28 protein-coding genes are annotated in these 26,702 nt (G+C 70.2%); 17 read left to right on the top strand and 11 right to left on the bottom strand.

Features of this window, described 5'->3' with window-relative positions; all coding sequences use genetic code 11:
* Positions 1-253 precede the first annotated feature (253 nt).
* Positions 254-1,423: a steroid 3-ketoacyl-CoA thiolase gene (locus ABZ880_RS15690; RefSeq protein WP_361262041.1), complete on the top strand. Its 1,170-nt coding sequence runs from the start codon at positions 254-256 to the stop codon at positions 1,421-1,423.
* Between the two features lie 46 nt (positions 1,424-1,469).
* Positions 1,470-1,709, top strand: coding sequence for a hypothetical protein (locus tag ABZ880_RS15685; protein WP_361262038.1), 240 nt, complete (start codon positions 1,470-1,472; stop codon positions 1,707-1,709).
* Here ABZ880_RS15685 and ABZ880_RS15680 read toward each other — a convergent pair.
* Together ABZ880_RS15680 and ABZ880_RS15675 are read right to left on the bottom strand one after the other, a co-directional pair.
* Complete coding sequence (locus ABZ880_RS15680; protein ID WP_361262035.1) at positions 1,693-1,890, bottom strand: DUF397 domain-containing protein; 198 nt, start codon at positions 1,888-1,890, stop codon at positions 1,693-1,695. The two genes, ABZ880_RS15685 and ABZ880_RS15680, sit on opposite strands and share 17 nt — an antisense overlap.
* Positions 1,862-2,698, bottom strand: a complete 837-nt coding sequence (locus tag ABZ880_RS15675) for a helix-turn-helix transcriptional regulator (RefSeq protein ID WP_361262032.1) — start codon at positions 2,696-2,698, stop codon at positions 1,862-1,864. The genes ABZ880_RS15680 and ABZ880_RS15675 overlap by 29 nt, the downstream gene beginning before the upstream one ends.
* A 97-nt stretch (positions 2,699-2,795) precedes the next feature.
* On the opposite strand from ABZ880_RS15675, the gene ABZ880_RS15670 reads away from it, so the two are divergent.
* The 5 genes from ABZ880_RS15670 (at position 2,796) to ABZ880_RS15650 (ending at position 8,404) form a co-directional block, all read left to right on the top strand.
* Entirely contained in the window at positions 2,796-3,227 is a 432-nt protein-coding gene (locus tag ABZ880_RS15670; protein ID WP_361262029.1) for an ATP-binding protein, read from the top strand.
* 446 nt (positions 3,228-3,673) lie between these two features.
* Positions 3,674-4,513, top strand: a complete 840-nt coding sequence (locus ABZ880_RS15665; protein ID WP_361262707.1) for an SDR family oxidoreductase — start codon at positions 3,674-3,676, stop codon at positions 4,511-4,513.
* Positions 4,514-4,519: 6 nt separating this feature from the next.
* Entirely contained in the window at positions 4,520-5,857 is a 1,338-nt protein-coding gene (locus ABZ880_RS15660; RefSeq protein ID WP_361262026.1) for an NAD(P)/FAD-dependent oxidoreductase, read from the top strand.
* A 19-nt stretch (positions 5,858-5,876) separates the two neighbouring features.
* Positions 5,877-7,364 carry a cytochrome ubiquinol oxidase subunit I gene (locus ABZ880_RS15655; RefSeq protein ID WP_361262023.1) on the top strand — a complete coding sequence of 496 codons (1,488 nt, stop codon included), beginning with the start codon at positions 5,877-5,879 and terminating at the stop codon, positions 7,362-7,364.
* Positions 7,364-8,404, top strand: coding sequence for a cytochrome d ubiquinol oxidase subunit II (locus tag ABZ880_RS15650; RefSeq protein WP_361262020.1), 1,041 nt, complete (start codon positions 7,364-7,366; stop codon positions 8,402-8,404). Before ABZ880_RS15655 ends, ABZ880_RS15650 begins: the two co-directional genes overlap by 1 nt.
* A gap of 34 nt (positions 8,405-8,438) precedes the next feature.
* Here the strand turns inward: ABZ880_RS15650 and ABZ880_RS15645 are convergent, their stop codons facing one another.
* The 4 genes from ABZ880_RS15645 to ABZ880_RS15630 form a co-directional block, all read right to left on the bottom strand.
* Positions 8,439-10,019, bottom strand: coding sequence for a GMC family oxidoreductase (locus ABZ880_RS15645; RefSeq protein ID WP_361262017.1), 1,581 nt, complete (start codon positions 10,017-10,019; stop codon positions 8,439-8,441).
* 172 nt (positions 10,020-10,191) lie between these two features.
* On the bottom strand, positions 10,192-10,707 hold the full coding sequence (locus ABZ880_RS15640) for a gluconokinase (RefSeq protein ID WP_361262014.1): 516 nt from the start codon (positions 10,705-10,707) through the stop codon (positions 10,192-10,194).
* Complete coding sequence (locus ABZ880_RS15635) at positions 10,704-11,648, bottom strand: cyclase family protein (RefSeq protein ID WP_361262011.1); 945 nt, start codon at positions 11,646-11,648, stop codon at positions 10,704-10,706. The genes ABZ880_RS15640 and ABZ880_RS15635 overlap by 4 nt, the downstream gene beginning before the upstream one ends.
* Before the next feature lie 3 nt (positions 11,649-11,651).
* Positions 11,652-13,478, bottom strand: a complete 1,827-nt coding sequence (locus ABZ880_RS15630; RefSeq protein WP_361262008.1) for a glycoside hydrolase family 15 protein — start codon at positions 13,476-13,478, stop codon at positions 11,652-11,654.
* A gap of 239 nt (positions 13,479-13,717) precedes the next feature.
* On the opposite strand from ABZ880_RS15630, the gene ABZ880_RS15625 reads away from it, so the two are divergent.
* On the top strand, positions 13,718-14,671 hold the full coding sequence (locus tag ABZ880_RS15625) for a DUF389 domain-containing protein (protein ID WP_361262005.1): 954 nt from the start codon (positions 13,718-13,720) through the stop codon (positions 14,669-14,671).
* Between the two features lie 321 nt (positions 14,672-14,992).
* On the opposite strand, the gene ABZ880_RS15620 is transcribed toward ABZ880_RS15625, so the two are convergent.
* Complete coding sequence (locus tag ABZ880_RS15620; protein WP_361262002.1) at positions 14,993-15,511, bottom strand: nitroreductase family deazaflavin-dependent oxidoreductase; 519 nt, start codon at positions 15,509-15,511, stop codon at positions 14,993-14,995.
* A 153-nt stretch (positions 15,512-15,664) separates the two neighbouring features.
* Between ABZ880_RS15620 and ABZ880_RS15615 the strand changes: the two genes are divergently transcribed.
* Entirely contained in the window at positions 15,665-16,498 is an 834-nt protein-coding gene (locus ABZ880_RS15615) for a hypothetical protein (protein ID WP_361262000.1), read from the top strand.
* An 80-nt stretch (positions 16,499-16,578) separates the two neighbouring features.
* Entirely contained in the window at positions 16,579-17,115 is a 537-nt protein-coding gene (locus ABZ880_RS15610; RefSeq protein WP_361261997.1) for a DinB family protein, read from the top strand.
* Between the two features lie 72 nt (positions 17,116-17,187).
* On the opposite strand, the gene ABZ880_RS15605 is transcribed toward ABZ880_RS15610, so the two are convergent.
* Positions 17,188-17,418 carry a hypothetical protein gene (locus ABZ880_RS15605; protein WP_361261994.1) on the bottom strand — a complete coding sequence of 77 codons (231 nt, stop codon included), beginning with the start codon at positions 17,416-17,418 and terminating at the stop codon, positions 17,188-17,190.
* A 92-nt stretch (positions 17,419-17,510) separates the two neighbouring features.
* Between ABZ880_RS15605 and ABZ880_RS15600 the strand changes: the two genes are divergently transcribed.
* From ABZ880_RS15600 to ABZ880_RS15580, 5 genes are all read left to right on the top strand, one after another.
* Entirely contained in the window at positions 17,511-18,632 is a 1,122-nt protein-coding gene (locus ABZ880_RS15600; RefSeq protein ID WP_361261991.1) for a PP2C family protein-serine/threonine phosphatase, read from the top strand.
* Between the two features lie 342 nt (positions 18,633-18,974).
* Positions 18,975-19,232, top strand: coding sequence for a hypothetical protein (locus ABZ880_RS15595; protein WP_361261988.1), 258 nt, complete (start codon positions 18,975-18,977; stop codon positions 19,230-19,232).
* 51 nt (positions 19,233-19,283) lie between these two features.
* Positions 19,284-19,802 (top strand): GNAT family N-acetyltransferase, encoded by a 519-nt coding sequence (locus tag ABZ880_RS15590; protein ID WP_361261985.1) that lies wholly within the window; start codon positions 19,284-19,286, stop codon positions 19,800-19,802.
* Between the two features lie 48 nt (positions 19,803-19,850).
* The gene (locus ABZ880_RS15585; RefSeq protein ID WP_361261983.1) at positions 19,851-20,324 is read left to right on the top strand and encodes a hypothetical protein; all 474 of its coding nucleotides are present in this window, start codon (positions 19,851-19,853) and stop codon (positions 20,322-20,324) included.
* Entirely contained in the window at positions 20,311-20,769 is a 459-nt protein-coding gene (locus tag ABZ880_RS15580; RefSeq protein ID WP_361261980.1) for a pyridoxamine 5'-phosphate oxidase family protein, read from the top strand. Before ABZ880_RS15585 ends, ABZ880_RS15580 begins: the two co-directional genes overlap by 14 nt.
* Here ABZ880_RS15580 and ABZ880_RS15575 read toward each other — a convergent pair.
* On the bottom strand, positions 20,742-23,021 hold the full coding sequence (locus ABZ880_RS15575) for a helix-turn-helix domain-containing protein (protein ID WP_361261977.1): 2,280 nt from the start codon (positions 23,019-23,021) through the stop codon (positions 20,742-20,744). The genes ABZ880_RS15580 and ABZ880_RS15575 overlap by 28 nt on opposite strands.
* 162 nt (positions 23,022-23,183) lie before the next feature.
* Here ABZ880_RS15575 and ABZ880_RS15570 point away from each other — a divergent pair, with 162 nt between their 5' ends.
* Positions 23,184-24,017 (top strand): alpha/beta hydrolase, encoded by an 834-nt coding sequence (locus ABZ880_RS15570; RefSeq protein ID WP_361261974.1) that lies wholly within the window; start codon positions 23,184-23,186, stop codon positions 24,015-24,017.
* Between the two features lie 36 nt (positions 24,018-24,053).
* On the opposite strand, the gene ABZ880_RS15565 is transcribed toward ABZ880_RS15570, so the two are convergent.
* Positions 24,054-24,722, bottom strand: a complete 669-nt coding sequence (locus ABZ880_RS15565) for a YoaK family protein (protein WP_361261971.1) — start codon at positions 24,720-24,722, stop codon at positions 24,054-24,056.
* 111 nt (positions 24,723-24,833) lie between these two features.
* Between ABZ880_RS15565 and ABZ880_RS15560 the strand changes: the two genes are divergently transcribed.
* A complete protein-coding gene (locus ABZ880_RS15560) occupies positions 24,834-26,081 on the top strand; it encodes an alpha/beta hydrolase (RefSeq protein WP_361261968.1) in 1,248 nt (415 codons plus the stop codon).
* A 7-nt stretch (positions 26,082-26,088) separates the two neighbouring features.
* Here the strand turns inward: ABZ880_RS15560 and ABZ880_RS15555 are convergent, their stop codons facing one another.
* Positions 26,089-26,508, bottom strand: a complete 420-nt coding sequence (locus ABZ880_RS15555; protein ID WP_361261965.1) for a transglycosylase SLT domain-containing protein — start codon at positions 26,506-26,508, stop codon at positions 26,089-26,091.
* Positions 26,509-26,702: the final 194 nt, after the last annotated feature.

Here is a 26,702-nt window from a genome sequence, read left to right as displayed (position 1 = left end):
AGTTCTGACGGTCTACGGACGTTCTTCTGACGGTCCATCAGAAATCGGGCTGCCGTGAAGGTAGTAACGGGTTCTACAAGGTGCAAGGGGTACGGCAAGCCGAATTGAAGCCGAATAGCGTGCACGACCCTTGCGGTTGTGGTTGAGCTGTCAGCAGACTGCTGACAGAACTAGAACACGTACTAGTTCAGCGTGGCGGGGCCGGCCGGGACGCCCCCGCGCCGCGCGGGAACCGAGGAGAGGATCTCCCCCCATGGCCGCGGAACCCGTGATCGTAGAAGCCGTACGCACCCCCATCGGCAAGCGCGGCGGCGCGCTCGCCAACCTGCACCCCGCCTATCTCCTGGGCGAGACCTACCGCGAACTCCTCGGCCGCACCGGCATCCCCGCCGACGCCGTCGAACAGATCGTCGGCGGCACGGTGACGCACGCCGGCGAACAGTCCATGAACCCCGCGCGCACGGCCTGGCTGACGATGGGCCTGCCGTACGAGACGGCGGCGACGACGGTCGACTGTCAGTGCGGTTCCTCGCAGCAGGCGTCGCACATGGTGGCCAACATGGTCGCGGCGGGCGTGATCGACGTCGGGATCAGCTGCGGTGTCGAGGCGATGTCGCGGGTGCCATTGGGGTCGGGGTCGAAGCACGGCCCCGGGAAGCCGTTCCCCGACGAATGGAACGTCGACCTTCCCAATCAGTTCGAGGCGGCGGAGCGCATCGCCCGCCACCGCGGGCTGACGCGCGAGAACGTCGACTCGCTGGGCCTCATCTCGCAGGAGCGGGCGGCGATCGCCTGGTCCGAGGAGCGCTTCAAGCGCGAGACCTTCGCCGTCCAGGTTCCGACCACGGAGGACGAACAGCGCGCCGGGCAGGGCATGTGGCGGCTCGTCGACCGCGACGAGGGCCTGCGCGACACGTCCATGGAGGCGCTGGCCCGCCTGAAGCCGGTCATGCCGACGGCCATCCACACGGCGGGCAACTCCTCGCAGATCAGCGACGGTTCGGCGGCCATCATGTGGGCGTCGAAGCGGATGGCACGGGCGCTGAAGCTGAAGCCGCGGGCGCGAATCGTGGCCCAGGCGCTGGTCGGGGCCGACCCGCACTTCCACCTCGACGGCCCGATCGACGCGACGCGGGCGGTGCTGGGCAAGGCCGGCATGTCCCTGAAGGACATCGACGTCGTCGAGATCAACGAGGCGTTCGCGTCAGTGGTGTTGAGCTGGGCGCAGGTCTTCGAGCAGGACCTGGAGAAGGTGAACGTGAACGGCGGCGCCATCGCCCTCGGGCACCCGGTGGGGTCCACCGGGGCGCGGCTCATCACGACGGCACTTCATGAACTGGAGCGGTCGGACAAGGAGTTCGCGCTCATCACCATGTGTGCGGGCGGTGGGCTGGCCACGGGCACGATCATTCAGCGCCTGTAAGCGCAAGTAGGTGGCGCGGATTGACGCGAACTGGTCAACTTACCCAATGCTGATCAACGTAATCCTCCGCGTCCTGCCCTTCTACATCCGCGAACCCATCATCATCGCCGTCTGCGCGTTCTTCACCGGCCTGGCCTTCTACTGGTTCTTCACGGCAGGAGGCCTGGGCAGGGCCGGCATCGGGCTGCTGTTCCTGGCGGTCGGCGCCTTGCGCGCCTACTTCTTCCGCAAGGAGTGGAGAGCCCACCAGGCGGCGAAGGTGGGGGGTGTCAGACCTCAGGCGTAGCGCCGCTCCAGGAGACGAAACGACGGAATGCGTCGGGCCGGAAGGAGAGGACCGGCCCGGCGGGGGTCTTTGAGTCGCGTACGGCGACGGTGGCGCCGGGGAGTTCGGCGATCTCGAGGCACGAGCCGCCCTGGTCGCCGCTGTAGCTGGACTTACGCCACTGAGTCGCTTGGTTCTCCATAGCGTTCCTCCATCACTCGCCGGATCAGCTCCGCCGAGTCCTTGAGGGAGAGGGCGGCGGCTCGGAGATGATCGTAACGGAGCGAACAGTCCTTGATGGTGTCTGGGTTCGCGGTTGGATGCCCGCTTCCGTAGCCCTCCGTATAGACGATGGTCGGGTCGCTGGCGAAGAGGAAGAGGTCGAACGAGCCTTGCATGCCCGCGTGTGCTCCGGACGAGAAGGGCAGGATCTGGATGTTGATCCGGGGGTTGTCCTCGAAGGCCAACAGGCGAGCCAGTTGGTTTCGCATGATCTCCGGCCCACCGATCTGCTGGCAGAGGGCGGCCTCGCTGATGACAGCCCAGAGGACCGGCGGCTCGTCCTTCTCGAAGATGCGCTGACGGGCCAGCCGAACCTCCGTGCGGTCGTCGAGGTTGGCCCGGTCCAGCGCGCCGAGCACGGCACGCGCGTACGCCTTCGTCTGCAGAAGCCCGTGGATCAGGTGGGTGTGGAAGGTGCAGATCTCAATGGCACGCGCCTCAAGCTCCGCCACCTGCCTGAACCAGCCCGGCAGTTGACTGCGCATCACAAGCTCGACGAGCCGTGACAACGCCCCGCCCGTCCCCAGTGCTGCATCCGCCCGTTCGCTGAAATCCTGCGTCGGCAGCTTCCTCGCCGTCTCGATCTGGCCGACCATCGAGCCCGTGTAGTTGACGATGTCTCCGAGTTGACGCTGCGTCAGTCCCGCGGTCTCGCGGTAGCGGCGCAACTCGTAGCCGTAGTAGTCGAGCGGCGAGGCGCCCGGGTCGAGGGTGTTGATGTGGGTCACGCACGGCCCCCCTTGAGTGCAACGACTGCCGCGGACTGTGGGACTGGTTGTATCCGCCCCGTAGCCCAGAGTAGTTGCGCCGGATCAAGCTCGTCCTGTGAACCTCAACATTCCCCCCACGTACCGGCTGAGCCTCACCGCGGGTGAGCATTCGGCCCGTCACATCCGCCGTATCGTCCGCTCGTTGCTGGACGAGTGGGAGTTGGCGGAACTGTCCGACGCCGTGGAACTGGGCGTGACAGAGCTGGTCGCCAATGTCGTACGGCATGTTCCGGACCGGCGCTGTGTGCTGCTGGTGCTGCGGTCGGCGGCGGCAGTCAGGGTGGAGGTGGCGGACGGCTGCCCTCAACCGCCGTGCTCCCCGGCGGAGTTGTCACTGGAGGCGGAGGGCGGGCGCGGACTGCTGCTCCTGGACGCGGTGGTCGACAAGTGGGGGGTGTCGGCCGCGTCCGGTGGCGGGAAGACGGTGTGGTTCGAGTGCGGCCGGTCGGACGGGGTCCTGGAGTGCCCTGAGTACAGGTTCGGGTGACGGCAGGGCGCACACTTGGCCGCCTTCGCCGCTGCCGTGTTGCACTGACGCGTCGCCGACCGGGAGAGGCCGCTGAAGAACCTGGAGCTGGTGCTGTCCGTGTGGCGGTCACGGGGGCCGGCAGTTCTGCCTCCGAGTCTCCGACGTCCCACAGCGAGCTCGCCCGTGGCCCGTCCTCGGAGACTGTGCGTGGCGGCAGGCCGCGGCGCAGCAACTCACGGTGTTGGGGAGCAGCTGGTAGCCCGACCGTGTGACGTGCCCGGCCGAAGTGCGGCTGCCTTGCGCGCCGGTCGGTCCCACCCGCGAGGCAGGGTGCTTTCGTCGGGGGGCCGGGTGTGCGACGGCTCCTGTGTCGGTCCTGGCGGGTCGGCCGACGTCCAGCCAAGTTCCTACGCGTCGTCCGGTTGCTGAGGGCGTCCGTCCGCAACGCAGAGGGAGAGATCGTGGTGGCAGGAAACGTCAGCGAGAGCCGCCGGACGCTGTCCGCGCAGCTCCTCAGGGGCCAGAAGGCGCTGGTGACCGGTGCCAACTCGGGCATCGGCCTGGCGACCGCCGTCGCCCTGGGCCGGGCCGGAGCGGACGTGGTGGTCAACTACGTCGTCGGTGCGCACGAGGCGGACAACGTCGTGAAGGAGATCGAGGGCTTCGGGGTCCGCGCCTACGCCCACGAGGCCGATGTGTCCGACGAGGACCAGGTGACCGCCATGGTCGCGCGGATGGTCGAGGAGTTCGGCACCATCGACATCATGGTGGCCAACGCAGGCCTTCAGCGGGACGCAGCCCTGACGGACATGACGCTGGCCCAGTGGCAGAAGGTCATCGACGTCAACCTGACCGGTCAGTTCCTTTGCGCGCGGGAGGCCGCCAGGGAGTTCATGCGGCGCGGAGTGGTGGAGGAGGTCTCCCGTTCGGCGGGAAAGATCATCTGTATGAGCTCGGTCCACCAGATCGTCCCCTGGTCGGGGCACGTCAACTACGCCTCCTCCAAGGGCGGTGTGGGCATGCTGATGCAGACCCTCGCCCAGGAGTTGGCCCCCCATCGGATCAGGGTCAACGCGGTCGCGCCCGGCGCCATCCGCACGCCGATCAACCGCGACGCCTGGTCCACTCCCGAGGCCGAGGCCGAGCTTCTGCAGCTGATCCCGTACCGCCGCGTGGGGGACCCGGACGACATTGCCAACGCCGTCGTCGCCATGGCGTCCGACCTGCTCGACTACGTCGTCGGGACCACCCTCTACGTCGACGGCGGAATGACTCTTTTCCCCGGGTTCGCCACCGGAGGCTGATCTCCGATGCAGGATCACGTCACGCCCCGCCGGGTGGTCATCGTCGGCGGAGGGTTCGCGGGGCTGTTCGCCGCCCGCGCCCTGCGGAATGCACCGGTCGCGGTGACTGTGGTCGACCGCCGTGCCCACCACCTCTTCCAACCGCTGCTGTACCAGTGCGCCTCCGGGATCCTGTCCGAGGGGCAGATCGCACAACCGCTCCGCGGAGTCCTGCGGCGCCACCACAACGTGCGCTGCGTGCTCGCCGAAGCCACCGACGTGGATGCCGGCGCCCGGCTGGTGCACGCCCGGCGACCGGAGGGCGGGGCCGTCGTGCTGCCGTATGACGATCTGATCGTCTCGGTGGGTATGCGTCAGTCCTACTTCGGGCACGACGAGTTCGCCGCGTACGCCCCCGGCATGAAGACCCTGGAGGACGCGCTCGACATCCGCCGACGGATCTACCGGGCGTTCGAGATGGCCGAAACGGCCGCGGACGACCGGGAACGGCAGCAGTGGCTCACCTTCGCGCTGGTCGGCGCCGGGCCGACCGGTGTCGAACTCGCGGGACAGATCCGGGAGATCGCCGGGCACACGCTCGAGCGGGAGTTCCAGACGATCGACTCCGCCCAGGCCCGGGTGCTGCTTTTCGAGGGGTCCGAGGCGGTGCTGGGCGCGTTCGGCCCTCGACTGGCCCACCGTGCGGCCCGAACGCTGCGGGGTCTCGGTGTGGAGCTCCACCTGGGCACGACGGTCACCGACGTCGGCGCGGACGGTCTGACGGTACGGGACCATGACGGCAGGACGACGCGGTTCGCCGCACGCACCGTGCTGTGGACGGCGGGCGTCGAGGCGCCGCCGATCGCCGCCGCGTTGGCCCGGGCGACCGGCGCCAAGCAGGACCGGGCCGGACGCATCCTCGTCGAACCCGACCTCACCCTCCCCGGCCATCCGGAGATCCGCGTCACCGGTGACGTGATGAGCTTGAACAGGCTGCCGGGTCTGGCCGAGGTCGCCATGCAGTCGGGTGCGTACGCGGGCCGGACCGTGCGCCACGCCGTCGAAGGCAGGACGAAGACACCGAAGCCCTTCAAGTACGTGGATCTCGGCAGCGCCGCCTACATCGCCCGCGGCCGGGCCGTGGTCAAGGTCGGCCCGCTGCATCTGTCGGGCTTCACCGGCTGGCTGGCCTGGCTCTTCATCCACCTGGCCTTCCTCACCGGCTTCCGCAGCAGGCTGGGAGCGGTGCTCAGCTGGTCCGTCGCCTTCGCCACCGGCTCGCGCCGCGAACGCGCCTTCACCCTGCCCGACGCCGACGGGTCGGCAGCCCGGGCGGCCGGACCGACGGCGTCCCCGCCGCCCTGACCAGACCATCGAGGCGCCCATGCTCAGCACCGCTGTCCTTCTGGCGAACAGCACCCCCGCCCAGCTCCTGCCGGCGCGAGAGCTGATGGCCTTCACCCTGGCCTCGCACATCCTGCTGGTCCCGTTCGGCGTGGCACTGCCGTTCATCACGTTGCTCATGCACCACCGGGGACTGAGCCGCAACGACCCCGTCGCCCTCACCCTGGCCCGGCGCTGGTCGGCGGTGATGGCCGTGCAGTTCGCCATCGGCATCGTCACCGGCACGGTGTTGTCCTTCGAGTTCGGCCTGCTGTGGCCCGGCATGATGGGCCGCTGGGGCGACGTGTTCGGCCTCGGGTTCGGCGTCGAGGCATGGGCGTTCTTCCTGGAGGCCGTCCTGATCGCGATCTACCTCTACGGGTGGCGCCGGCTCAAGCCCTGGACGCACTTCTGGCTGGCCGTACCGCTGCCGCCGGCGGCCCTGATGGGGGCGTTCGGCATCATCGCGGCCAACTCCTGGATGAACACCCCGCAGGGGTTCGGCCTCGATGCGCAGGGCAGGCCGATCCACGTCGACGTGCAGCAGGCGATCTTCACCCCGATGTTCGGCCCGGAGTACTGGCACTTCGTGGTCGCGATGCTCCTGACCGCCGGCTATGTGGTCGCCGGTGTGTACGCGGTGGGCTGGCTGCGCGGGCGCCGTGACCGCTACCACCGGCTCGGCTTCACCGTGCCCTTCACGGTTGCCGCGATCCTCACTCCGATCCAGTTCATGCTCGGCGACTCCGCCGCCCGAGCCGTCTTCCACAAACAGCCGATCAAGTTCGCCGCCACGGAGATCGTCTGGAAGACCGACACCCACGTACCGGAGTACATGTTCGGGCGGCTGCACCCCGACGGGACGATCTCCGGCGGCCTCAAGATCCCCCAACTGGACTCGATCCTCGCCGGATTCAGCCCCGCCACCAAGGTGACGGGCCTGTCGTCGGTCGCGGCGAGCGACCGCCCGACGGCGGTTCAGGCCACCATCGCCCACTGGGCCTTCGACATCATGGTCACCATCGGCAGCGTGCTGATCCTGCTCGCGCTCTGGTACGCCTGGTCCTGGTGGAGACATCGGGACAACCCGCGCGGCCGCTGGTTCTACCGCTGCGCCGCGCTCGCGGGAGTCGCCTGCCTGGTCACCGTCGAGTGTGGGTGGATCACCACGGAGGTCGGCCGTCAGCCCTGGATCGTCTACCAGCACATGAGGGTCTCGGAGGCGGTGACCGGCACCCGCGCCGGATCGCTGTGGGCGATGCTCGGCATCGTCATCGTCGTGTACGGGGTCGTTTTCGGCTCGTTCCTCGCGGTCGTCCTGAAGATGCGTACCCGCTGGCGCATCGCCGACGAGGGGGCGGCTGCCGCGCGCGCCGAACTGCCGCCGGAGACCGACACCCCCTACGGGCCCAGAAGCGAGCCCGAGCCCACGACCGTCGGCACCGTGCCTGGCGGCGGATCCGACCACACCCCTGGCGGTGCGTCGTAATGGCCGCATTCATCGCCTGGGTGCTGGTGCTCGCCGTCGCCGCCTACGCCTGCGCCGGAGGCACCGACTACGGCGCGGGCTTCTGGGACCTGCTGGCCGGCGGCGCGGAGCGCGGCAAGCGGCCCCGCTGGCTCATCGACCACGCCATGGCACCGGTCTGGGAGGTCAACAACGTCTGGTTGATCTTCGTCCTGGTCATCATGTGGACCGGCTTTCCGACGATGTTCCAGGCCGTCTTCACCGCGATGTGGCTGCCGCTCGCCCTCGCCGCCGGCGGCCTGGTCCTGCGCGGCGCCGGGTTCGCCCTGCGCAGGCCGACCCGCCGCCTGGCCCAACAACGGGTCTACGGCGCGATGTTCGCCGTGTCGTCACTGATGACGCCGTTCTTCCTCGGGGCGGTGCTCGGCGGCATCGCCTCCGGCCGGGTCGAGGTCGGCACGAGCGCCTCCGCGGACGCCTGGGCCAATGCAACCTCCGTCCTCACGGGTCTGCTGGCCATCGCCGCCACCGCCTTCCTCGGAGCGGTCTTCCTCTGCTCCGACGCCCTGCGGTTCGGCGCGCCCGATCTCGTCGACTACTTTCGGCTGCGGGCGCTGTGTGCCTTCGCAGCGGTTGTGGTCCTCGCGCTCATCGCCCTGCCCGTCACGCACCATGACGCCCGCTACGTCTGGGACGGCCTCACCGGGGGCGCGGGCCTGCTGCTGATCATTCTGGCTGCGTTGTGCGGTCTGGCCACGGTGTTGCTTCTGCTGCGCCGGTCGCACGGCTGGTCCCGCCACACCTCGGTGGCGAGCGTGGCCCTGGTCGTCGGCGCCTGGGGCTTCGCGCAGCGGCCCTACGTGCTGCCCACCTCGCTGACGGTGACCGAGGCGGCCGGCGCCGCCCACACTCTGCGCTGGCTGGTGATCGTCACCGCCATCGCGATCGTGCTGGTCGGTCCGGCGCTGGTCCTGCTCTACCGGCTCGACACGATGGGTGAGCTGGAGGAGCTCACCGACGCCGACACCCGGGCCGCCAGGACGGCAGGCGACAACGTGTAGCGGTGCTCGGCCGGTTCACGAGCGACTGTCCCGGTCAGCTCAGCCGGGCGGCGATGTGGTCGCCGACTCGCAGGGCGTTGGCGATGGCGGTCAGTGACGGGTTCACCGCGCCGATGCTGGGGAAGAAACTGGTGTCCACGACGTAGAGGTTGTCGAGGTCGTGGGCCTTGCAGTCGACGTCCAGGGCCGAAGTCCGTGGGTCGTCGCCGAACCGCACGGTGCCGGCCTGGTGTGCGGTGGCGCCGATCGGCATGCCCTTGTGCAGGTAGATGCTGTGATCCAGCAGGTGGTGCTCGTGCATGCCCAGGTGCCCGAGCATCCCCCGCAGCTTGTGCTGCAGACGCTTCAACCCGGCGATGTTGTTCTTCTCGTCGAGGGCCAGGTGGATGGCGTCGTCCTTGTCGAGGGTGACCCGGCTCTCGGGCAGCGGAAGGTCCTCTCCGCAGAGCCAGAAGTCGACGGCGTGGTGGGCGAGTACCTCGAAGGGCATGTCGGGCAGGATGGCGCCGGCCCAGCGCGGCGCCTCGCCGTGGATCTGCTCGGCGTCCGACTTGCCGAGCATCTGGATGCCGCCGAGCGGATACTCCCAGTCGTCCGCGCCCAGGTACCAGTCGTTGAGCGCCAGGGTCTTCTGGAATCTGGTGGGGTTCGGTTCCTTCGACACCGCCATGAGCGCGAGGTTGTTGTGCCGCATGTAGTGGCGTCCCACCACGTCCGAGCTGTTGGCCAGGCCGCCGGGGTGCTTGTCGTTCGCCGAACGCAGCAGCAGAACGGCGGAGTTGACCGCGCCGGCCGCGACCACCACGATGTCGGCGCTGAATCTCTCCGTCGTTGCGTTCTCGAGCTCGGCGACGACCTTGGTGACGGTGTGTCCGGTCGGGTCGGTCTCCAGGCGGCGCACGTCGGCGTGGGTGACCATCGTGACGTTGTCGTGCTTCAGCGCCGGGTCGACGCAGATCACCTGTGCATCGGACTTGGCGCCCACCAGGCAGGGGAAGCCGTCGACCCGGTCGCAGCGGATGCAGGCGCTGTCGTGGGTGGGCCGGCCGTGCTCGTCCTGGGTGAGGTTCACGCCGATCGGCAGGTGGAAGGGGTGCAGGCCGGCCTTCCCCAGATCGTCGCTGAGCTGCTGGATGCGCGCCTCGTGCTCGACCGGCGGGTAGGCGTACTGCGCACTGGTCGGCCCTCCGGTGGGGTCCTCGCCGTGCCGACCGTGCACCAGGTAGAGGCGCTCGGCCTGGGTGTAGTACGGCTCCAGGTCCTCGTAACGGATCGGCCAGGCCGGAGAGATGCCGTCGTGGTGGCGCAGTTCGCCGAAGTCCTCGGGCCGGAGCCGGAAGAGCGCGGCGCCGTAGAACTTGGTGTTGCCCCCGACGTAGTAGTTGACCTCCGGCGGGAACTGGTGGCCGTGCTTGTCGTACCAGAACTCCGGGGCACGGTATGTGCCCTTGACGAAGACGGCGGTGGAGTCCCAGTTGTCCCGCTCCCGCGGCAGGTAGCCGCCGCGTTCCAGGATCAGGATCCGCTTGCCGGAGGGGGCCAGCCGGTGGGCGAGCGTGCCGCCGCCCGCTCCCGTACCGATGACGATGACGTCGTAGTGCTGATCGTCGGCCATGAGAGGGTCCCGTCCTAGGAGTCGTCGGCTGTCCGGGCCGAAGCGCCCGTCCGGGGGCTGCGGCTGTGCTGTTCCGCACGGACATTCACGTATTCGGGACATTCAGCGCCAATTTCCAAAATATCGGGCGGGTCGGTCGGTGGCGACCGGGCGGAGTCGATCGGGCGCCCGGTCACTTCACGGCCCGGACGGCGCGCACCGCCTGGTCGGCGAGGGTCTGCGGGTCGCCCTGCGCATCGACGGTCAGGCCCGGCTCGTCCGGCCGCAGCGGTTCCAGGGCGGCGTACTGGGAATCGACCAGCCGGGCGGGCATGAAATGGCCCACACGGCCTGCGACCCGTCGGTCGGCGATCGCCCGGTCCAGCGCCAGATACAGAAACCACACGCCGGCTCCTGCCCTGCGCAACTCTTCCCGGTATGCGTGCTTGAGGGCCGAGCACGCCACCACCCCGCCGTGTCCGGCGTCGGTCGCCTCGCGGATCCATTGGGCGACGGACCGCAGCCACGGGCGGCGATCCTCGTCGTCGAGCGGGTGACCCGCGGCCATCTTGGCGCGGTTCGCGGCCGGGTGGACGTCGTCCGCCTCCAGGAAGGGCACCATGAGCCGCTGCGCGAGCAGCAGTCCCACGGTGGACTTGCCCGATCCCGAGACACCCATGACGACCACGACCGGGGGTGCCGGGGTCACAGGACGGCAATCGGATTGACCGGCGAGCCGGTGGCGTCCGGCAGCCTCAGTGGGGCGATCACGCAGAGGAAGGACCAGCGTCCCTCCGCCTCGCAGAGCGGTGCCAGGTCCTCGAACTGCAGGTAGTCCAGCAGGTGCAGGCCCATGGCGTGCACCGCCAGCACATGTACGGGAAAGTCGACGCCCTCGGTGGAACTCGGGGCCGTGTCGTTGTTGCCGTCGCCGCCGAGCACGGCGACGCGCCGGTCGGCGAGGAACTCCAGTGCCGACGGGTGGAGTCCGGCGCGCTCACGCGCCGCGTGCCACGGCCCGAGTTCGGCACGGCGCCGGCGATGGCCGACGCGGACGAACAGGAGGTCGCCCTCGCTCACGCGGACGTGCTGGGCGGTTTCGGCCGCGGCGAGGTCGCCGGCGGTCACGTGATCGCCCGGTTCGAGCCAGGGCACGCCGCGCAGCCGCGGAACGTCCAGCAGCACACCGCGTCCCACGATCCCGTCGCGCGCCGTCTCGATGGAGAGCGCCGTGGCCCCGTCCGCCGTGACGCTGCTCGCGGACACGCCGCCGTGCAGGGTGCCGTCGTAGATCACGTGGCAGAGGGCGTCGATGTGGCTGTCCGCGTCGCCGTGCACGTTCATCGCGAAGCTGTCCCTCGCGAAGTGGAGCCCGCCAGAGGCGTCTTGGTCCGGCTGCCCGATCATCCGGTGTCTGGCGGGCTCCGGGTTGTCCGGGCCGGGCAGCGTCTCCACCGGCGCGGCGAGGGTCACCGTCCGGCCGGTCCGCACCTCCCGGGCGGCGGCCGCCACCCGGGCAGGAGTGAGCGCGTCCAGGGCGCCCCGGTCCCCGGAGGCCCAGGCGGTGCGGGAGAGCAGGCGCCGGTACAGCTCACCGAATTGCTCCTCGGTCAGCCGTGGTGGTCGTGCCGGACGGGCACGGGTGGCCATGGGTCAGCGCCCTTGCTCCGCGTCGAGCGCCTGGTCGAGGGTGGTGGCCGCCATGATGAGGGAGAGATGGGTGAACGCCTGTGGGAAGTTGCCCAGTTGCTCCCCGGTCGGACCGACCTCCTCGGCGAAGAGGCCGACGTGGTTGGCGTAGGTCTGCATCTTCTCGAAGGTGTAGCGGGCCTGGGGCAGTCGCCCCGCGCGGGCCAGCGCGTCGACGTAGAGGAAGGTGCACAGACTGAAGGTGCCCTCCGAGCCGCGCAGCCCGTCGGGTGATGCCGCCGGGTCGTAGCGGTAGACGAGGCTGTCGGAGACGAGCTTGCGGTCCATGGCGGCGAGGGTGGAGAGCCAGGCCGGGTCCTTCGGGGCGATGAACGAGACCCTCGGCATGAGCAGGAGGGAGGCGTCCAGGACATCGCCGCCGTAGTGCTGGACGAAGGCGCTCTCCCGCTCGCTCCAGCCGCGTGCCATGACCTGTTCGAGGATGGCGTCCCTGGCGCTGCGCCACTTGTGCACGTCGGCGGGCCTGCGGAAGTGCTCGGCCAGGCTGAGGCCCTGGTCGAAGGCGACCCAGGACATCACCCGGCTGTAGGTGAAGTCCTGACGGCCGCCACGGGTCTCCCAGATGCCCTCGTCCGGCCGGTCCCAGTGGTCGGCGAGCCAGTCCAGCGTCCTGGCCATCGTCTTCCATGCCCGGTAGGTGGCCTGCGGCCCGATCTCGCGGCCCTGGGACAGTGCGTAGAGGGCCTCGCCGTAGATGTCCAGCTGGAGTTGGTCGGCGGCGCCGTTGCCGATGCGGACGGGGTAGGAGCCGCGGTAGCCCTCGAAGTGTTCGAGTGTCTGTTCCGGAAGGTCGGGGTTGCCGTCGATCCGGTACATCGTCTGGAGCGCCTCTTCCTCCTTGCCCTCGCGCTCGTGCAGCCTGTCCATGAGCCAGTGGACGAAGGCGGTGGCCTCCTCGACGAAGCCGAGGTCCAGCATGGCCCGCACGGACAGCGCGCCGTCGCGTACCCAGGTGAAGCGGTAGTCCCAGTTGCGCTCTCCACCGATCTGCTCGGGCAGGCCCGTGGTGGCCGCCGCGACGAGGGCGCCGGTCGGGGCGTAGGTGAGGAGCTTGAGGGTGATGACCGAACGGTGCACCAGCTCGGGCCAGCGGCCCCGGTAGCGGGACTGGCGCAACCAGGTCTGCCAGAAGAGGGCGGTGTCGTCGAGCTGTGCGGTGACCCCGTCGACGGTGAGGGGTGCGGGAGCCGCGCCGCCGGACGCGCAGACGGTGAACACGACGCCGCCCGACTCGCCGGCGCGCAACGCCACCCTGCCGCGTACGTCCTGGCCGTCCCGCTCGAGCGGGAAGGAGCTCTGCAGATGCGCGTCCATCCCCGGCGACCGGAACAGGCCGCTGTTCTCGCCCTCGCCGAGCTCCAGTTGGTGCTCGGCCCGGCCGTAGTCGAAGCGCGGCCGGCACTCGAGAGTGAAGTCGACGCTCCCGCGCACGGCGCGCACGACGCGGATCAGGGTGTGTCGGTCGGTGGCGGTGCCGGTCCGGTCCGGAGGCATGAAGTCGACCACCTCGCCCACCCCGTCCGGTGACATGAACCGGGTCACCAGAACGGCCGTGTCGGGGTAGTAGAGCTGCTTGCACGTCAGGTCGGGGTGCTCGGGGGCCAGCCGCATGAACCCGCCGCGGTCGTGGTCGAGGAGGGCGGCGAAAATGCTCGGCGAGTCGAACCGCGGAGCGGCGAACCAGTCCACGACACCCTGCGACGAGACGAGCGCGGCGCTCTGCAGGTCGCCCACCAGGCCGTGTTCGGCGATGGGAGGGTAGCGATCCATTGGTGCTCCGAAAAGTCGGAAAGAACCCCTGAGTCCACTATGGGCCACTCGGGTGGTCCTTGCGCGTCGGAAGCGACCGAAGTGACGCCGGTCGCCGGTCGCCGAGCAGCGCACCCGGCTTGCCGACGCCCACCCACCGGGCGTTACTTGCTGGAGTCAGCCGGTCACAGGCGGGGAGCTCCGGCGCTCGGGCACCGCAGCGCCGCGGTGGCGCAGTCGGCGAGCGAAGGAGGTGGTGCATGGAGATGATCCACGTCCGGCTGGTGAGCCCCGCTGATCTCACCCCCCGGGCGGTCGGGTTACTGACCGACGACCGCTACGTCTTCAACCTGGTCGTCCTTGCCGAACTGGCGCACAACCCCGACGGTGACGCGATCGAGTGCGACATCCTGGCCGGTGCGGCCAACGCCGTGCTGCGCGGCCTGCGCGAGCTGGAACTCGACCGCCGCGGATCCATCGTCATCGAACCGGTCGAGATGGCCTTCTCCGGTACCGCGGCCGAAGCCGAGCAGCAACAGCTCGGGGCGCTCGCGCACGCGCCGGTCTGGGAGGAGGTCGAGGCGCGGATTCGCGCCGACGGCACCTATCTGCCGAGTTTCTACGTCTACCTGGTCATCGCAGGCGTCATCGGGGCGGTGGGAATCATCACCAACTCCCAGATCCTGATCGTCGCGGCGATGGTCGTAGGACCGGAGTACGGCGCCATCACCAGCGTCGCGCTGGGCATCGACCGCGGCAACGCCACCAGGATCCGCCAGGGCCTGTTCGCCCTGACCGGGGGATTCCTGCTGGCCATCCTCGTGACCTTGCTGTTCTCGTGGGCGGTGCGGGCCCTCGACTTTCAACCCAGGGCATTCGAGCTGGGCTTCAGGCCCGTGTCCACGCTGATCGACGCCCCCAACGCCTTCTCCGTCGTCGTCGCGGTGCTGGCCGGCATCGTCGGGATCATGTCCCTGACCCAGGCCAGGACGAGTGCTCTGCTCGGCGTCTTCATCTCGGTCACCACCATCCCGGCCGCCGCCGACATCGGCGTCTCCTGCGCGTTCTCCAGCTGGAGCGAGGCGCGCGGATCGCTGATTCAGCTCCTGCTCAACATCGTGCTGCTGATCGTGGTGGGCGTGCTGATGATCAGATTCCAGCGGGCTGTCTGGCGGCGCATCGGCCGTCGCGACGGGCGCGCGGGCAGCGGGTGACGCCGCCATCCGCGCGTCGGCACGAGCGCCCCTGCGTCGACCGCCGCCCGCTCCTGTGGCCTCAGCGGGCGAACCTGCCCGGCGATCGCACCGACAGGAACGTGTCGTGCTTGACCGGGCCCATGAGGGGCCGCACGCTCCCGACGGGAGGGCCGGCACTGCAGGCCGCCACTGTGCCGGCGTCCGAGGACGGCCGGGCGGAGAAAGGAGGCCACGCGTGCAGGAGAGCCGCACCGGACGGCAACTGACCCTTCGTCACGGCATGCACCGAGCCGTTGTCGTCGAGCTGGGCGCGGCCCTTCGGTCGGGACTCCGGACGCATCAGCGGCAACATGCGTCGCCCTCGGCGATACGGCCGGCGCCCGATGCGGCCTTTGCCTTGAGCCAGCGGGGTCCATCCAGCGGGGTGAGCAGGACGATCGGGATCTCGCGGGCGGTCTTGTGCGCGTAGTCGTCGTAGAGCGGGAAGATGTTCACCATCTGGGCCCAGAGGGGCCCGCGTTCGGCCGAGGACGCGACGCGGGCGCGTGCGGTGAACCGGCGAGTGCCGACCTGCACCCCGACGCTGGGGTCCGCCTCGAGGTTCATGAACCACGCCGGGTTCTCCTCGGCACCGCCCTTGGAGGCGACGACGACGTACTCGCCACCCAAGGTGCCGTAGATCAGGCAGGTGCGGCGAGGCGTACCGGTACGGCGTCCGGTCGTGGCGAGCACGAGGGTGCGCACGCCATCGCGCTCATGACCTTCGGTGCCGCCGGAGGCCAGGTACGTGCGGGTGTGCTCGGCGACCCAGTCCCACTGCGAGTCGGTGGCGCGGTCGAGGTCCTCGGCGATGGCCATGGCGGCTGTCCTTCCGGAACGTGGGGCGGTGCGGCCACGTCGGCCGCCTCTGCCCCTGGGACGGAGCCGCCACGCCGGTCTCGACATCCGGGCCGCATCTTTCGTCGAGAGCCGCCGCTCCACCTCAGGCCTGGACTCGCCTAATGTGCCCGCGTGACCTCAACGGAGACGTCCTCGCCGATACTGCACGGCAGACGCGGTGCCTCCATCCGCCTGCGGGACGGCGTGGTGCTGCTGGCGGCGGACGGCGTGCAGCGCCGGATACCGGTGGCGGCAATAGAACGGATCGACGTCCACGGCCCCAAGGGCCGACGGCTGGCCGTCGTACTGACGGGCGAGGAACCGGTGGCCTACCACCTCAGATGTCGCAGCGCCCCCGCCGTGCACGAGTTCGCGCAGGCCGTCCAGCGTGCACTGCCCGTACGGGACACCGACGAGCCGCGGCCGGACGGGGCGGGGCTGGTGACCGAGGAGCCGCTGGAGCGGGCGGCACCGAACCGGGTCCGGCAGCTGTGGTGGGCCCTGGGGGGCGTCTACGTGCTGGTGCTCGTCCTGCTGGTGGTCACCGGCGCCGGAGTGGTCCCGGTGCTCCTGTGGGTGGCGGCTCCCGAGGCGATCGGCGGCGGGGGGTTCGGCGTGCACATCGGGTGGAAACTGGTCCGGGAAGCCTGGGGAATGCGTACCCGGGGCATCACGGTGGAGGGACGGCTGCAGCGGTCCCACTGGTACAACAGCGTTGAGCAGTACACGTACGCGTACGTCGACAACCAGGGCGAACAACGTGAGCTCACGACCTCGGGCGGTGGCGCCGAGCGGGCCGAGATCACGTACGACCCCGCGGACCCCGGGACCGCCCAGGTCGGCCGTGGTACGACGGGATGGCTGGTGTTCGGTCTGGTGCTCATCCTGCTGCTCGGCCCGCTTCTGTTGGCCGGTGTCTGGTGTGCGGTGGTGGGTGTGGCGGCCCTGGGCGGCATCGAGCGATGAGTTCCGATGCGCAGAGAGGTCTTCTCGGGCGGACGTGCTCGAACGCGACCAACCTTGATGACCGGTAAGGGGACTCCAGCGTGAGCGACATCGTGGTCCAGAAGATCGTCCGCCCTGAGCGCGCACTGTCGGGCCCGTGGCTGGAGGTGATCGCCTCGAATCTCGACTACCACCGAGCGACCTTCTTGTGGAAGTGCGAGGGCCTCTCGGATGCCCAACTGCGGCTGCGTCCCGTGCGGTCGTCGGCGTTGACCCTGCTGGGGCTCATGCGCCATCTGCAGGGTGTTGAACGTGCCTGGTTCCAGCGGACCTTGGCGGGCACGACGCCTCGCTTCTTCCCTTATCGGACCTACGTCACCGCCGACGGCGACGAGTGGTACGACGAGTCGGACGCCACGCCGGCCGCGGACGTCTACGCGGACTACCTGAAGGCGTGCGAGGAGTCGCGGCAGGTTTTCGCGGAGGTGACCGTCGACCTCGCGCGCCTCGTGCCGAACCCGGAATTCGGTGACACCGATGTGCGGTTCGTCCTTGAGCACGTGATCGAGGAGTACGCCCGCCACGTCGGCCATGCGGATCTCCTCCGCGAGGCCATCGATGGCACCACCGGCGAGTAGCGACGACGAGTGGTCGCCGGCGGGGACGCGGCCGTCCCCGCCGTTGCCCGGCTCCGGGGTGCTCGGGTACCGCTAGAGCACCCGGCCCACGAGGCTCGCAAGGAGCCCTTCGGCGTCGGGATCGGCTTCCGTGTCGATCGCCGTGGGGCTGCTGTTTCCGGAGTCGGTCACGGAGCTGGGTGCGCTCTTCTGGCCGGTCTGGCCGGTCTGGCGGGTCCCGGGGTCCGGGTCCGCCGAGGCTGGGAGGGCAACAGTCAGGACGAGAGTCGCGGCGGCAAGCGCGGCGGGAAGGATGATCTTCATGACCAGCCTAACGACGCCCCTGGCATGAGGGTGCGCGTCTGGCGTGCCGGTCGAGGCGGGCGCCGCGGCGCCATGCGGTATATCCAGTACGTATGGTTCCTAGACTCCCCAGAGATCATCCAGGGGTAGGGCAACCACGGCATGCGCTGCTGGTGGTACCGATCGCGCTGATCGTGATGGTCACGGTGGTCGACATCCTGGCACCGTCCAGCGTCCACCTCGGGCCGTTCCTGGTCGCCGCCCCCGCTGTCACGGCGTCGTTCGCCGGGCCTCGGGCGACCGTCTGCGTCGGTGCGCTCGCCGTCCTGGCCCAGGCCGTGGTCGGAGCGGTGCGGACCAGTCTCGTCGATCTCAACCACACCTTCCAGCTGATCGCCCTGATCCTGATGTCGGCGTTCGCGGCCTCGTTCGCCGCCCGGCGAGAACGTCGTGAGAGGGAGCTGACCCAGCTGCGCTCGGTGGCGACGGCCGCGCAGGAGGTGGTGCTCAAGCCACTTCCCCAGCGGATCGGTCCGCTGCGCATCGCCTCGGTCTACCTGGCCGCCGAATCCGAGGCGCAGATCGGCGGCGACCTGTATGCCGCCGCCCGCACGGAGCAAGGAACGCGGATCCTCATCGGCGATGTCAGAGGCAAGGGCCTGGAGGCGGTCGGGGACGCCGCCCTCCTGCTCGGCGCGTTCCGCGGCGCGGCACACCGGCAGGCCGACCTGCCCGCGCTGGTCACCTTCCTGGAGGGAACCGTCTCCTCGGACCTGGACGACCCCGCGGCCCCCGACGTGGCGACCGAGGATCGCGGCGAGGCGTTCATCACCGCCGCCGTGATGGACATCCCGGACGACGAGCCGGTCCTTCACCTGATCAACTGCGGGCACCCCCCGCCCCTCCTGCTGCGTCGCGGCCGGGTCCGTCCCCTCGAAACGCGCCACCCGGCACCGCCGCTGGGCCTCACCGAATTCGTGGAAACCGACCTCGCGGCGGAAGCATTCGCCTTTGAGCACGGCGACATCACCCTGCTCTACACGGACGGTGTCATCGAGGCCCGCGACCGGGACGGCACGTTCTACCCGCTTGCGGAACGAGTGGCCGGCAAGGCCGACAAAGGTCCCGACGCTCTCCTGGCCCACCTGCGCAAGGACCTGCTGCACCACGTGGGCGGCCGTCTCGGCGACGACGCTGCCATGGTGGCGATCGAGCGCAGGCCGTCGCCGTCGTGACGGCGTGGGTCGATGGATGACCCGATCCGTCACACAACGAGCCCGCCAGGGGATGCGGGACGAGGAGGCCGGCCGCCTGGTGTGTGCCTCCGTGGAGGACTGGACGGTGCCTTGGGTGCTCAAAGCGCGCCAGGTCTCCCACGGCGCCTCGTGGCAGGACTCCTTGTGGATCTTGCAGTCGATGGGCGGCAGACCGCTTCCCTTCGCACCGTTCAGGTGCCACATCGACGAGGATCCCGTCGACGGGCCGCAGGCGACCGTTGAAGTGCCCAGAAGCAACCCTTCCCGGGGATGCGGCGGTCTTACCGGGCGTCGTGCAAACCGACTGGAAGGGCGCGCTCAATGGTGCTGAATCCCGACTTCTGCCTGGACGTTCCGGAGGGTTTCGACGATTCGCACGCTGAGACCGGTGTGCATCCCATGGCCAGGAAGCTGTTTCCTGCCACAACTGCCGCCGAAGCCTTCAAGAAAGCCCATGAGTGGGTGCGGGAACAGGACATCCGCCTGACAGACGTGTCCTGGGATTTCTTCCACGACGAGGACGAACCCTACTGTCTGAGTATCTATTTCACGTTCGAGCTGGATCCCGAAGGCACCTGACCACGACGGTGCGGGTCCCTTACTGACTCATCGGATGAAGGGGGCGGCCCAGTGACGGTGCGTGAGATGCGTCCGGAGGACGAGCCGGCGGTGGCCGCCCTGTTCGCGGCCTGCGAGGACTACTTCGTCGCCGCGACCGGCAATCCGGCCCTTCCGGGGGATGTGCAGAGCCTGTACTACGCGCTTCCCGAGGGCGCGGACTTCGACCAGAAGCGGCTGTTGGTGATGTGCCGGGGCGCGGATGTCGTCGGGCTGGTCGATGTCGTCGATCGGCATCCCGATGTGGAGAGCTGTGCGGTGGGGGCGTTCCTCGTCGCTCCTGAGGCGCGGCGTGAGGGGATCGGTTCGGGTGTCGCCCGCCGGTTGATCGCGGAGGCCGCCGGGCGGGGGATGCGGCGCGTGACCGCCACCGTCCCGCGGGGCTGGGAGCCGGGTCTTGGCTTCCTGCGCAGCCTCGGCTTCGAGATCGGTGCGCCGGAGAGTGAGGCCGAAGGAACTGTGGGCAATCGGACGCGGCATCCCGAGGAGACCGGGCTGTGCACGGCGCGGCTGTGGCTCGTGGACCGATGAGTTCTGCCCGCAGCTGCCGTCTGCACTGATGACAAGGAGGTGCACGTCATGGGTGCAGCGGCACGGCAGGAAGCCCTGAAGCGGCTGGAGGTGCTGGTCGGGGAGTGGGTGGTGGAGGCCGAGTTCCCGGGGCTGGAGGTGCCTCCCGGGCGCAGTGTGTTCGAGTGGAGCCTGGACGGGCAGTTCCTGGTCCAGCGCTCCCAGGCCCCGAACCCGGTACCGGACAGTATGTCGATCATCGCGGTCGACCCGGAGACGGGTGCGTACACGCAGCACTACTTCGACTCGCGGGGCGTCGTACGGACGTATGCGATGACCTTCGACGGCGAGGTGTGGCAACTGCTGCGCGAGACGCCGGACTTCTCGCCGCTGGACTTCCGGCAGCGGTTCGTCGGGCTGATCGGCGACGACGGCGACACCATCCGCGGCGCCTGGGAGAAGCGGACGGACGCAAGCTGGGAGCGGGACTTCCCGCTCACGTATCGCAGGCTAATTGCGGGAGGCGTCGATGAAGCCCGGTGAGATCGTGCGCACCATCGTCGACGCCAACCAGTACATGGTGCTGGCCACCGCCGACAGTGCCGGGCGTCCCTGGAGCTCTCCCGTCTACTTCGCGCACGAGGGGTACCGCGAGTTCTTCTGGGTCTCCTCGCCGGATGCCCTGCACTCCCGCAACATCGCCGTGCGGCCCGAGGTGGGGATCGCGGTCTTCGACTCGTCGGCGGCCATCGGCACCGGTCAGGGCGCGTACATGTCCGCCGTCGCCGCGCGCGTGGCGGGGCCGGACCTCGAGCACGGGCTCGACGTCTTCTCCCGGCGGTCCGTGCAGCACGGCGGGCGGGTCTGGACCGTCGACGACGTCCAAGGGGACTCCGGCATCCGGCTGTACCGCGCCGTCGCCGGCGACCACTCGATCCTCGCCAAGGACGGCCGGCCCGATCACCGGGTGCCCGTCGACCTGGAGTGACGGCCGGCGTCGCCCGAGCGGGTCCGCTCGATCGCGGCCGCCGTCTCCGCGGCGGAGGTCGTGTCGCCGAGCGCGGTGTACAGGGCGTGGGCCCGAATGTAGTGGGTGTGGGCCTCTGCCAGGTCGCCGCAGTGTTCCAGGGCGGTGGCCAGGCCGGAGAGGGTGCGGGCCTGGAGGTGGTCGATGCCCTTGTGGGTGGCGGGGACGGTGACGGCTCGGAAGGCCTCGGCAGCTTCGGGCCAGCGGCGCAGGGCAAGCAGGTCCAGGGCCGTCTCGTGCTGGAGGATGGCCCGCATGTAGTTGTCGAGGTCGGGCACGTCACCGGTTCGGGCACCGAGCAGGGCGCGGTGGATGGCCAGGGCCTCCTCCGGGCGGCCGGCCTCGCGCAGTGCGCTGCCGCGGGCGCGCTGGGCGACCGCCTTTCCGGTGGTGTCGCCGGTGGCCTCGAAGAGCCGTATGGCGTTCTCGGCCGCCTGCTCCGCCTCCGCGGGGCGTTTCAGCTTCATGCGGGCCCCGGTGAGGTAGGCCCATGCCCAGGCCTGCTGCCCTACGTCGTTGGCCTCGGTCGCCAACGCCAGTGCGCGCGCTGCGAGTTGTTCGGCCTGCTCGTACTGGTAGCTGTACGAGTGCGCCCAGGCCAGACAGTTGAACTGGTGGGCCTCGGCGGCGATGTCCCCGAGCGCCGCCGCGCTCCGGGCGCCGTACGAGAACAGGCTCTGCCACTCGGGCCACTTGTCCCAGCGGTCGGAGAACCAGTACAGGGTGCGTGAGGCGTGGAGGATCTCCCGGTGCCGGCCCGCCTCGAACATGAGGGGCAACGCGCCGACCCAGTGGGGTCGTTCGGCCGTCAGCCACGCCTCCGCCTCGTCGGCCGACGCGGGCGCGAAGGCCGGGACCTCACCGGGCCACGGCTGAGGCGCACCCGGCGCCTCGAACCAGCGGCCCGCCGCGGATGCCGAGCGCAGCAGCCAGTCCGCCATGCGGAGGCCCACCGACTGTGTCTCCTCCTCGCCGAGTTGCTCACGGGCGAAGAGGCGCACCAGGTCGTGCAGGCCGTACCGGCCCGGCGCCGGCTCCTCCAGCAGGCCGCGGTCGACCAGGACGTCGAGGGAGTCCTCGGTGGTCCACGCGTCCTCGCCGGTCAGGACGGCCGCGAGGCCAGGGCCGGTGTCGGGCCCGGGCAGCAGCGCGAGCCTGCGCAACAGCAGCCGGTGCGGGACGGTGAGCTGGCCGTAGGAGAGGGCCAGGGCGCTGCGCACGGCGAGGTCGCCCGCCACCAGGCCGCTCAACCGGCGCTCCTCGTCGCCGAGTTGGTCGGCCAGGTGGGACGGGGTCCAGCCCGGGCGGCTGGAGAGGCGGTTGCCGACGATCCGCAGGGCCAGCGGCAGATGGCCGCACAGCTCGGTCAGCCGGGTGATCGCCTCGGTCTGGCCGCCGGTGCGCGGGGTGCCGAGAATCCGCTCCAGCAGCGTCGCCGACTCCCGGCCGCTGAGCCCGCCGAGCCTGATCCGCCGTACGCCTTCCAGCCCGGCCAGCGGCCGCCTGCTCGTGACCAGCACGAAGCTGCCCTCGGCGTCCGGCAGCAGCGGTCTGGTCCGCTCCTCGTCGGCCGCGTCGTCGAGGACGATCAGCGCCCGTCGGGCACTCAGGGTGGCCCGGTAGACGGCCTCCCGGGCGGCGGGGTCCACCGGGATCCGGTCGGGCGGGTGGCCGAGCGCCGTCAGCAGCAGGACCAGTGCCTCGGCGGCGGGCAGCGGCGCCTCGCTCATACCGTGCAGCCGCACACAGACACAGCCGTCCGGGAAGTGCCCGGCCAGCCGCCGCGCGGCCTCCGCGGCGAGCGTCGTCTTGCCCTGCCCGCCCGGCCCGAAGAGCACCGCGGCCCGGGTGCCGGCCGTGGTGGCGAGCGCCTCCAGATCCGCGAGTTCCGGCTCCCGGCCGGTGAAGTCCGCGACGGTGCGCAGGAGATACGGCGGTGCGGTCGGGCCGCCGCGTTCCCGGCCGGCGTCGGCCAGCCGCTGGAGGCGCTCGCGCTGCCCGCCGTCAAGGCCGAGGGCGGCGGCGAGCGCGTCGACGGTACGGCGCCGCGGTCCGCGGCTGCGGCCGCGCTCCATGTCGCCGAGCGCGCGGACGCTTACCCCGGACGCCTCGGACAGCTCCTCCAGGGTCAGCCGGGCGGTCCGGCGCAGGGATCGCAGCGTGGCACCGAACGCCGTACTGCCTTGGGAAACATCCGAATCATGTCTGGTCATCAAGGCAATTAGAACAAGTGGCCGCCCGTCGTGGAGCCGGAATATCGGACGCCGTTTGGCCTGCCGACCGTAATCCTGCCTGTGCTTCTGCCTGGTGGCGACCCGTCACCGGTGGTGTGCTGGTGGCCGTTGACGACATCCCGTCCATGAAGGGGAAACCGCATGCCGTACATCACCGTCGGTGAAGAGAACAGCGCGCCCATCGAGCTCTACTACGAGGACCACGGAACCGGACAGCCGGTCGTGCTCATCCACGGCTACCCGCTCGACGGTCACTCCTGGGAGCGGCAGGTGCCCGCCCTGCTGGAGGCCGGCCACCGGGTCATCACCTACGACCGCCGCGGTTTCGGCCGCTCCTCGCAGCCGACCACGGGCTACGACTACGACACCTTCGCCGCCGACCTGGACAAAGTGCTGACCGCGCTGGACCTGACCGACGCCGTCCTGGTCGGCTTCTCGATGGGCACCGGCGAGGTGGGCCGGTACCTGGGCACCCACGGTTCCGGCCGGGTGGCGAAGGCCGCCTTCCTCGCGTCGCTCGAGCCCTTCCTGCTCAAGACCGACGACAACCCGACCGGCGTCGACCAGCAGGTCTTCGACGGCATCCTGGAAGCCGTCACCAAGGACCGGTACGCCTACTTCACCGCCTTCTACCAGGACTTCTACAACCTGGACGAGACGCTCGGCAGCCGCATCAGCGAGGAGGCCGTGCGCAACAGCTGGAACGTGGCGGCCGGTGCCTCGGCGCATGCCTCGGTGGCCTGCGTGCCGACCTGGACCACCGACTTCCGCGCGGACGTGGCGAAGGTCGACGTGCCGACGCTGATCCTGCACGGCACCGGTGACCGCATCCTGCCGATCGACTCCACCGGGCGGCCCTTCCGTGCCCTGCTGCCGTCCGCCGAGTACGTGGAGATCGAGGGCGCCCCGCACGGTCTGCTGTGGACCCACGCCGAGGAGGTCAACGCCGCGCTGCTGGCCTTCCTGAGCAAGTAGTCACGGGGCGTCGGCAAGCAGTACAGGGCGTCGGGGTCACTCCCGCCCCGACGCCACCACTGCCAGCAACCCCGCCGCCCCCGCCGCGACCAGCAGCGGAATGCCCAGGCCGTGGTGGAGCACCAGCCACGCGCCCAGGAACGCCCCGGCGGCCATCGCGACGACCGCCGCCGAGCGGCGCGGTGAGCGGTGGCCGGAGCCGCCGCCGGCGCGGGAGTCGGCGGCCAGGCCGGTCAGGGTCATCGTCAGGACCGTGGTCGTGGTGAGGCCGGGGATGTCGAGCTTGCGGACCGTCGCGTTGCGCAGGCCCATCGCGACGGCGGTCAGGGCGATCACGGCGTAGCGGGTGGCGGTCGCGTGCGGGGCGGCGAAGGCGGCCACGGCGGATGCGCCCACCAGGACCGCCTCGATGGCCAGCGTGAGCCGGGTGAAGGTACGCAGCGAGCCCTCGCCCAGTCGTCGCCCGACGCGCCCTCCGGCCGCCGCGCCGAGCAGGAAGCAGCCCAGCGAGGTCGCCGTGTGCCGCACGGAGAAGCCGGGCGCCCCGGCGGCGGCGAAGCCCAGCACCACCACGTTGCCGGTCATGTTCGCGGTGAAGACATGCCCGAGGCCCAGATAACTCACGGCGTCGATCAGCCCGCTGATCACCGTGAGCCCCAACAGCACGACCACCAGGCGCAGTCCGCGTGTCTCGTGTTCGCGCATGAAGTCTCCGGGGCTCGGGGTCGCCGGACGGGCGAGGTGCACTCAAGTCCACCACGGACGCGGGGGACTCTCGGATGTCGACATGAACCGCGCGTCCGTAGCGTCGGGGACATGAGTGATGAGACGCGCAAATCCCATGAAACACGGACCAGTTGGCGGGCGCGGAGGGGACTCGCCGGGGCGGCGGCGCTGTTGCTGGCCGGGCTCGCCGCGGCCCCGGTGGCGGCTGCCGGTGAGCAGACGCGGCAGACGCGGCGCGGGGACCTCGTCTCCGTCACGCCGGTCGCCGACCGTGATGCCGGGCAGGTCAGGCGGTTCCTGGCCGGGCGGGACGTCTCCGCCGGCCCCGTGCGGTACGGCGTACGGGCGTACCGGCTGACGTACCGGACCGTGGACCCGTACGGGAAGCCGACGACGGCGAGTGGCCTGCTCACCCTCCCCAAGGGTGGATCCCGGCACCTGGACCTGGTCTCCGACACCCACGGCACCATGGTCACGCGCACCTACGCGCCCTCCGCGAGCGAGGACTTCGGCCGCATCCCGTCGTATCTGAACGCCTCCGCCGGGCGCGCCGTCGCCGCGCCCGACTACCTGGGGCTGGGCAGCGGTCCGGGCCTGCACCCGTACATGGACACCGCCTCGTCCGTGACGGCCTCCGTCGACATGCTGCGCGCCGCCCGCACGGCCGCGGACCGGCTGGGCCGCCCGCTCAGCGGCGACGTGTACGCGACCGGCTTCTCACAGGGCGGCCAGGTCGCCATGGCGCTCGGGCGGGCCCTGGAAGACGGCGCCGACCGGCACTTCCGGCTGAAGGCGCTGGCACCGGTCAGCGGGCCCTACGACCTCGAGGGCCAGGAGGTCCCGGCCCTGTACGACGGCCGGGTCAACGACGTGAGCGGCGTCCTGTACATCTCGTACTGGCTGGTCGCGCAGAACCGTCTGCACCCCCTCTACAAGGACCCGTCCGAGGTCTTCCGCGCCCCGTACGCGAGCCGCGTCGAGAGCCTCTTCGACGGCAGCCACGACGAGGAGGAGGTCGTCAAGGGGCTCGCCCCGGACGTGAAGAACCTGCTCACGCCTTCCTTCTACGAGCGTCTGCGCCACCCCTCGGGCCCGCTGCTGGACGCGATGCGCGCCGCCGACCACACCTGCGGCTGGAAGCCGGACGTGCCGGTGCGGCTGTACGCCGGTGACGACGACACCGACGTGCCCATCGGCAACACCCGCACATGCGCCCGCACCCTCGCAGGTCAGGGAGCGAGGGTGCGGGTGGTCGATCAAGGGGCCGTGGACCACTTCGGGTCGTTCGCGGTGTCGGCCCCGCAGGTGGTGCGGTTCTTCGACACGGTGCGGGACTAGTGCGCGATCAGTACCAGCCGTTGGCCTGCCAGAAGGCCCAGGCGGCGCTCGGGCTGCCGTAGCGGGAGTTCATGTAGTCCAGGCCCCACTTGATCTGGGTCTTGGCGTTGGTCTTCCAGTCCGAGCCGGCCGTGGCCATCTTGGAGCCGGGCAGGGCCTGGACCAGGCCGTAGGCGCCGGAGGAGGCGTTGGTGGCGGTGACGTTCCAGCCGCTCTCGTGCTCGACGATGTTGCTGAAGGCGTTGTACTGGGCCGCGCTCGGGATCATCTTGTGCGCGATCGCCTGGGCGCTGGCGGCCGAGTCGGCGGTCGCGGCGTGGGCGGGAGCCGCGGTCAGCACCATGCCGGTGGCGGCTGCGGCCACGGCGGCGGAGGCGAGGGCCTTCTTCGGGGACGCGATGCTGCGGGCGATGCGGGAGACGAACACGAGGAACCTTTCTTCGGGGACAGGGGGTCGCCGTACGCAGGTCCGGAATCCCGGTGCATGCGTCGGCGCCGAGGCCCTGGGGCTCGTCGGCGCCGTGCGACGTCGTCCAGAGAAGCAGGCTCGGAAGGGGTCCGCAATGACCCTATTTGCTAGTTGTGGTCGTATCTGGGGGAGGCGGGGTTCGTGTGACCTGG

Source organism: Streptomyces sp. NPDC047043 (assembly GCF_040644055.1).
Taxonomy (GTDB): domain Bacteria; phylum Actinomycetota; class Actinomycetes; order Streptomycetales; family Streptomycetaceae; genus Streptomyces.
The sequence above is the reverse complement of the archived record's forward strand: the minus strand, read 5'-3'. Positions and strand labels throughout refer to the sequence as shown.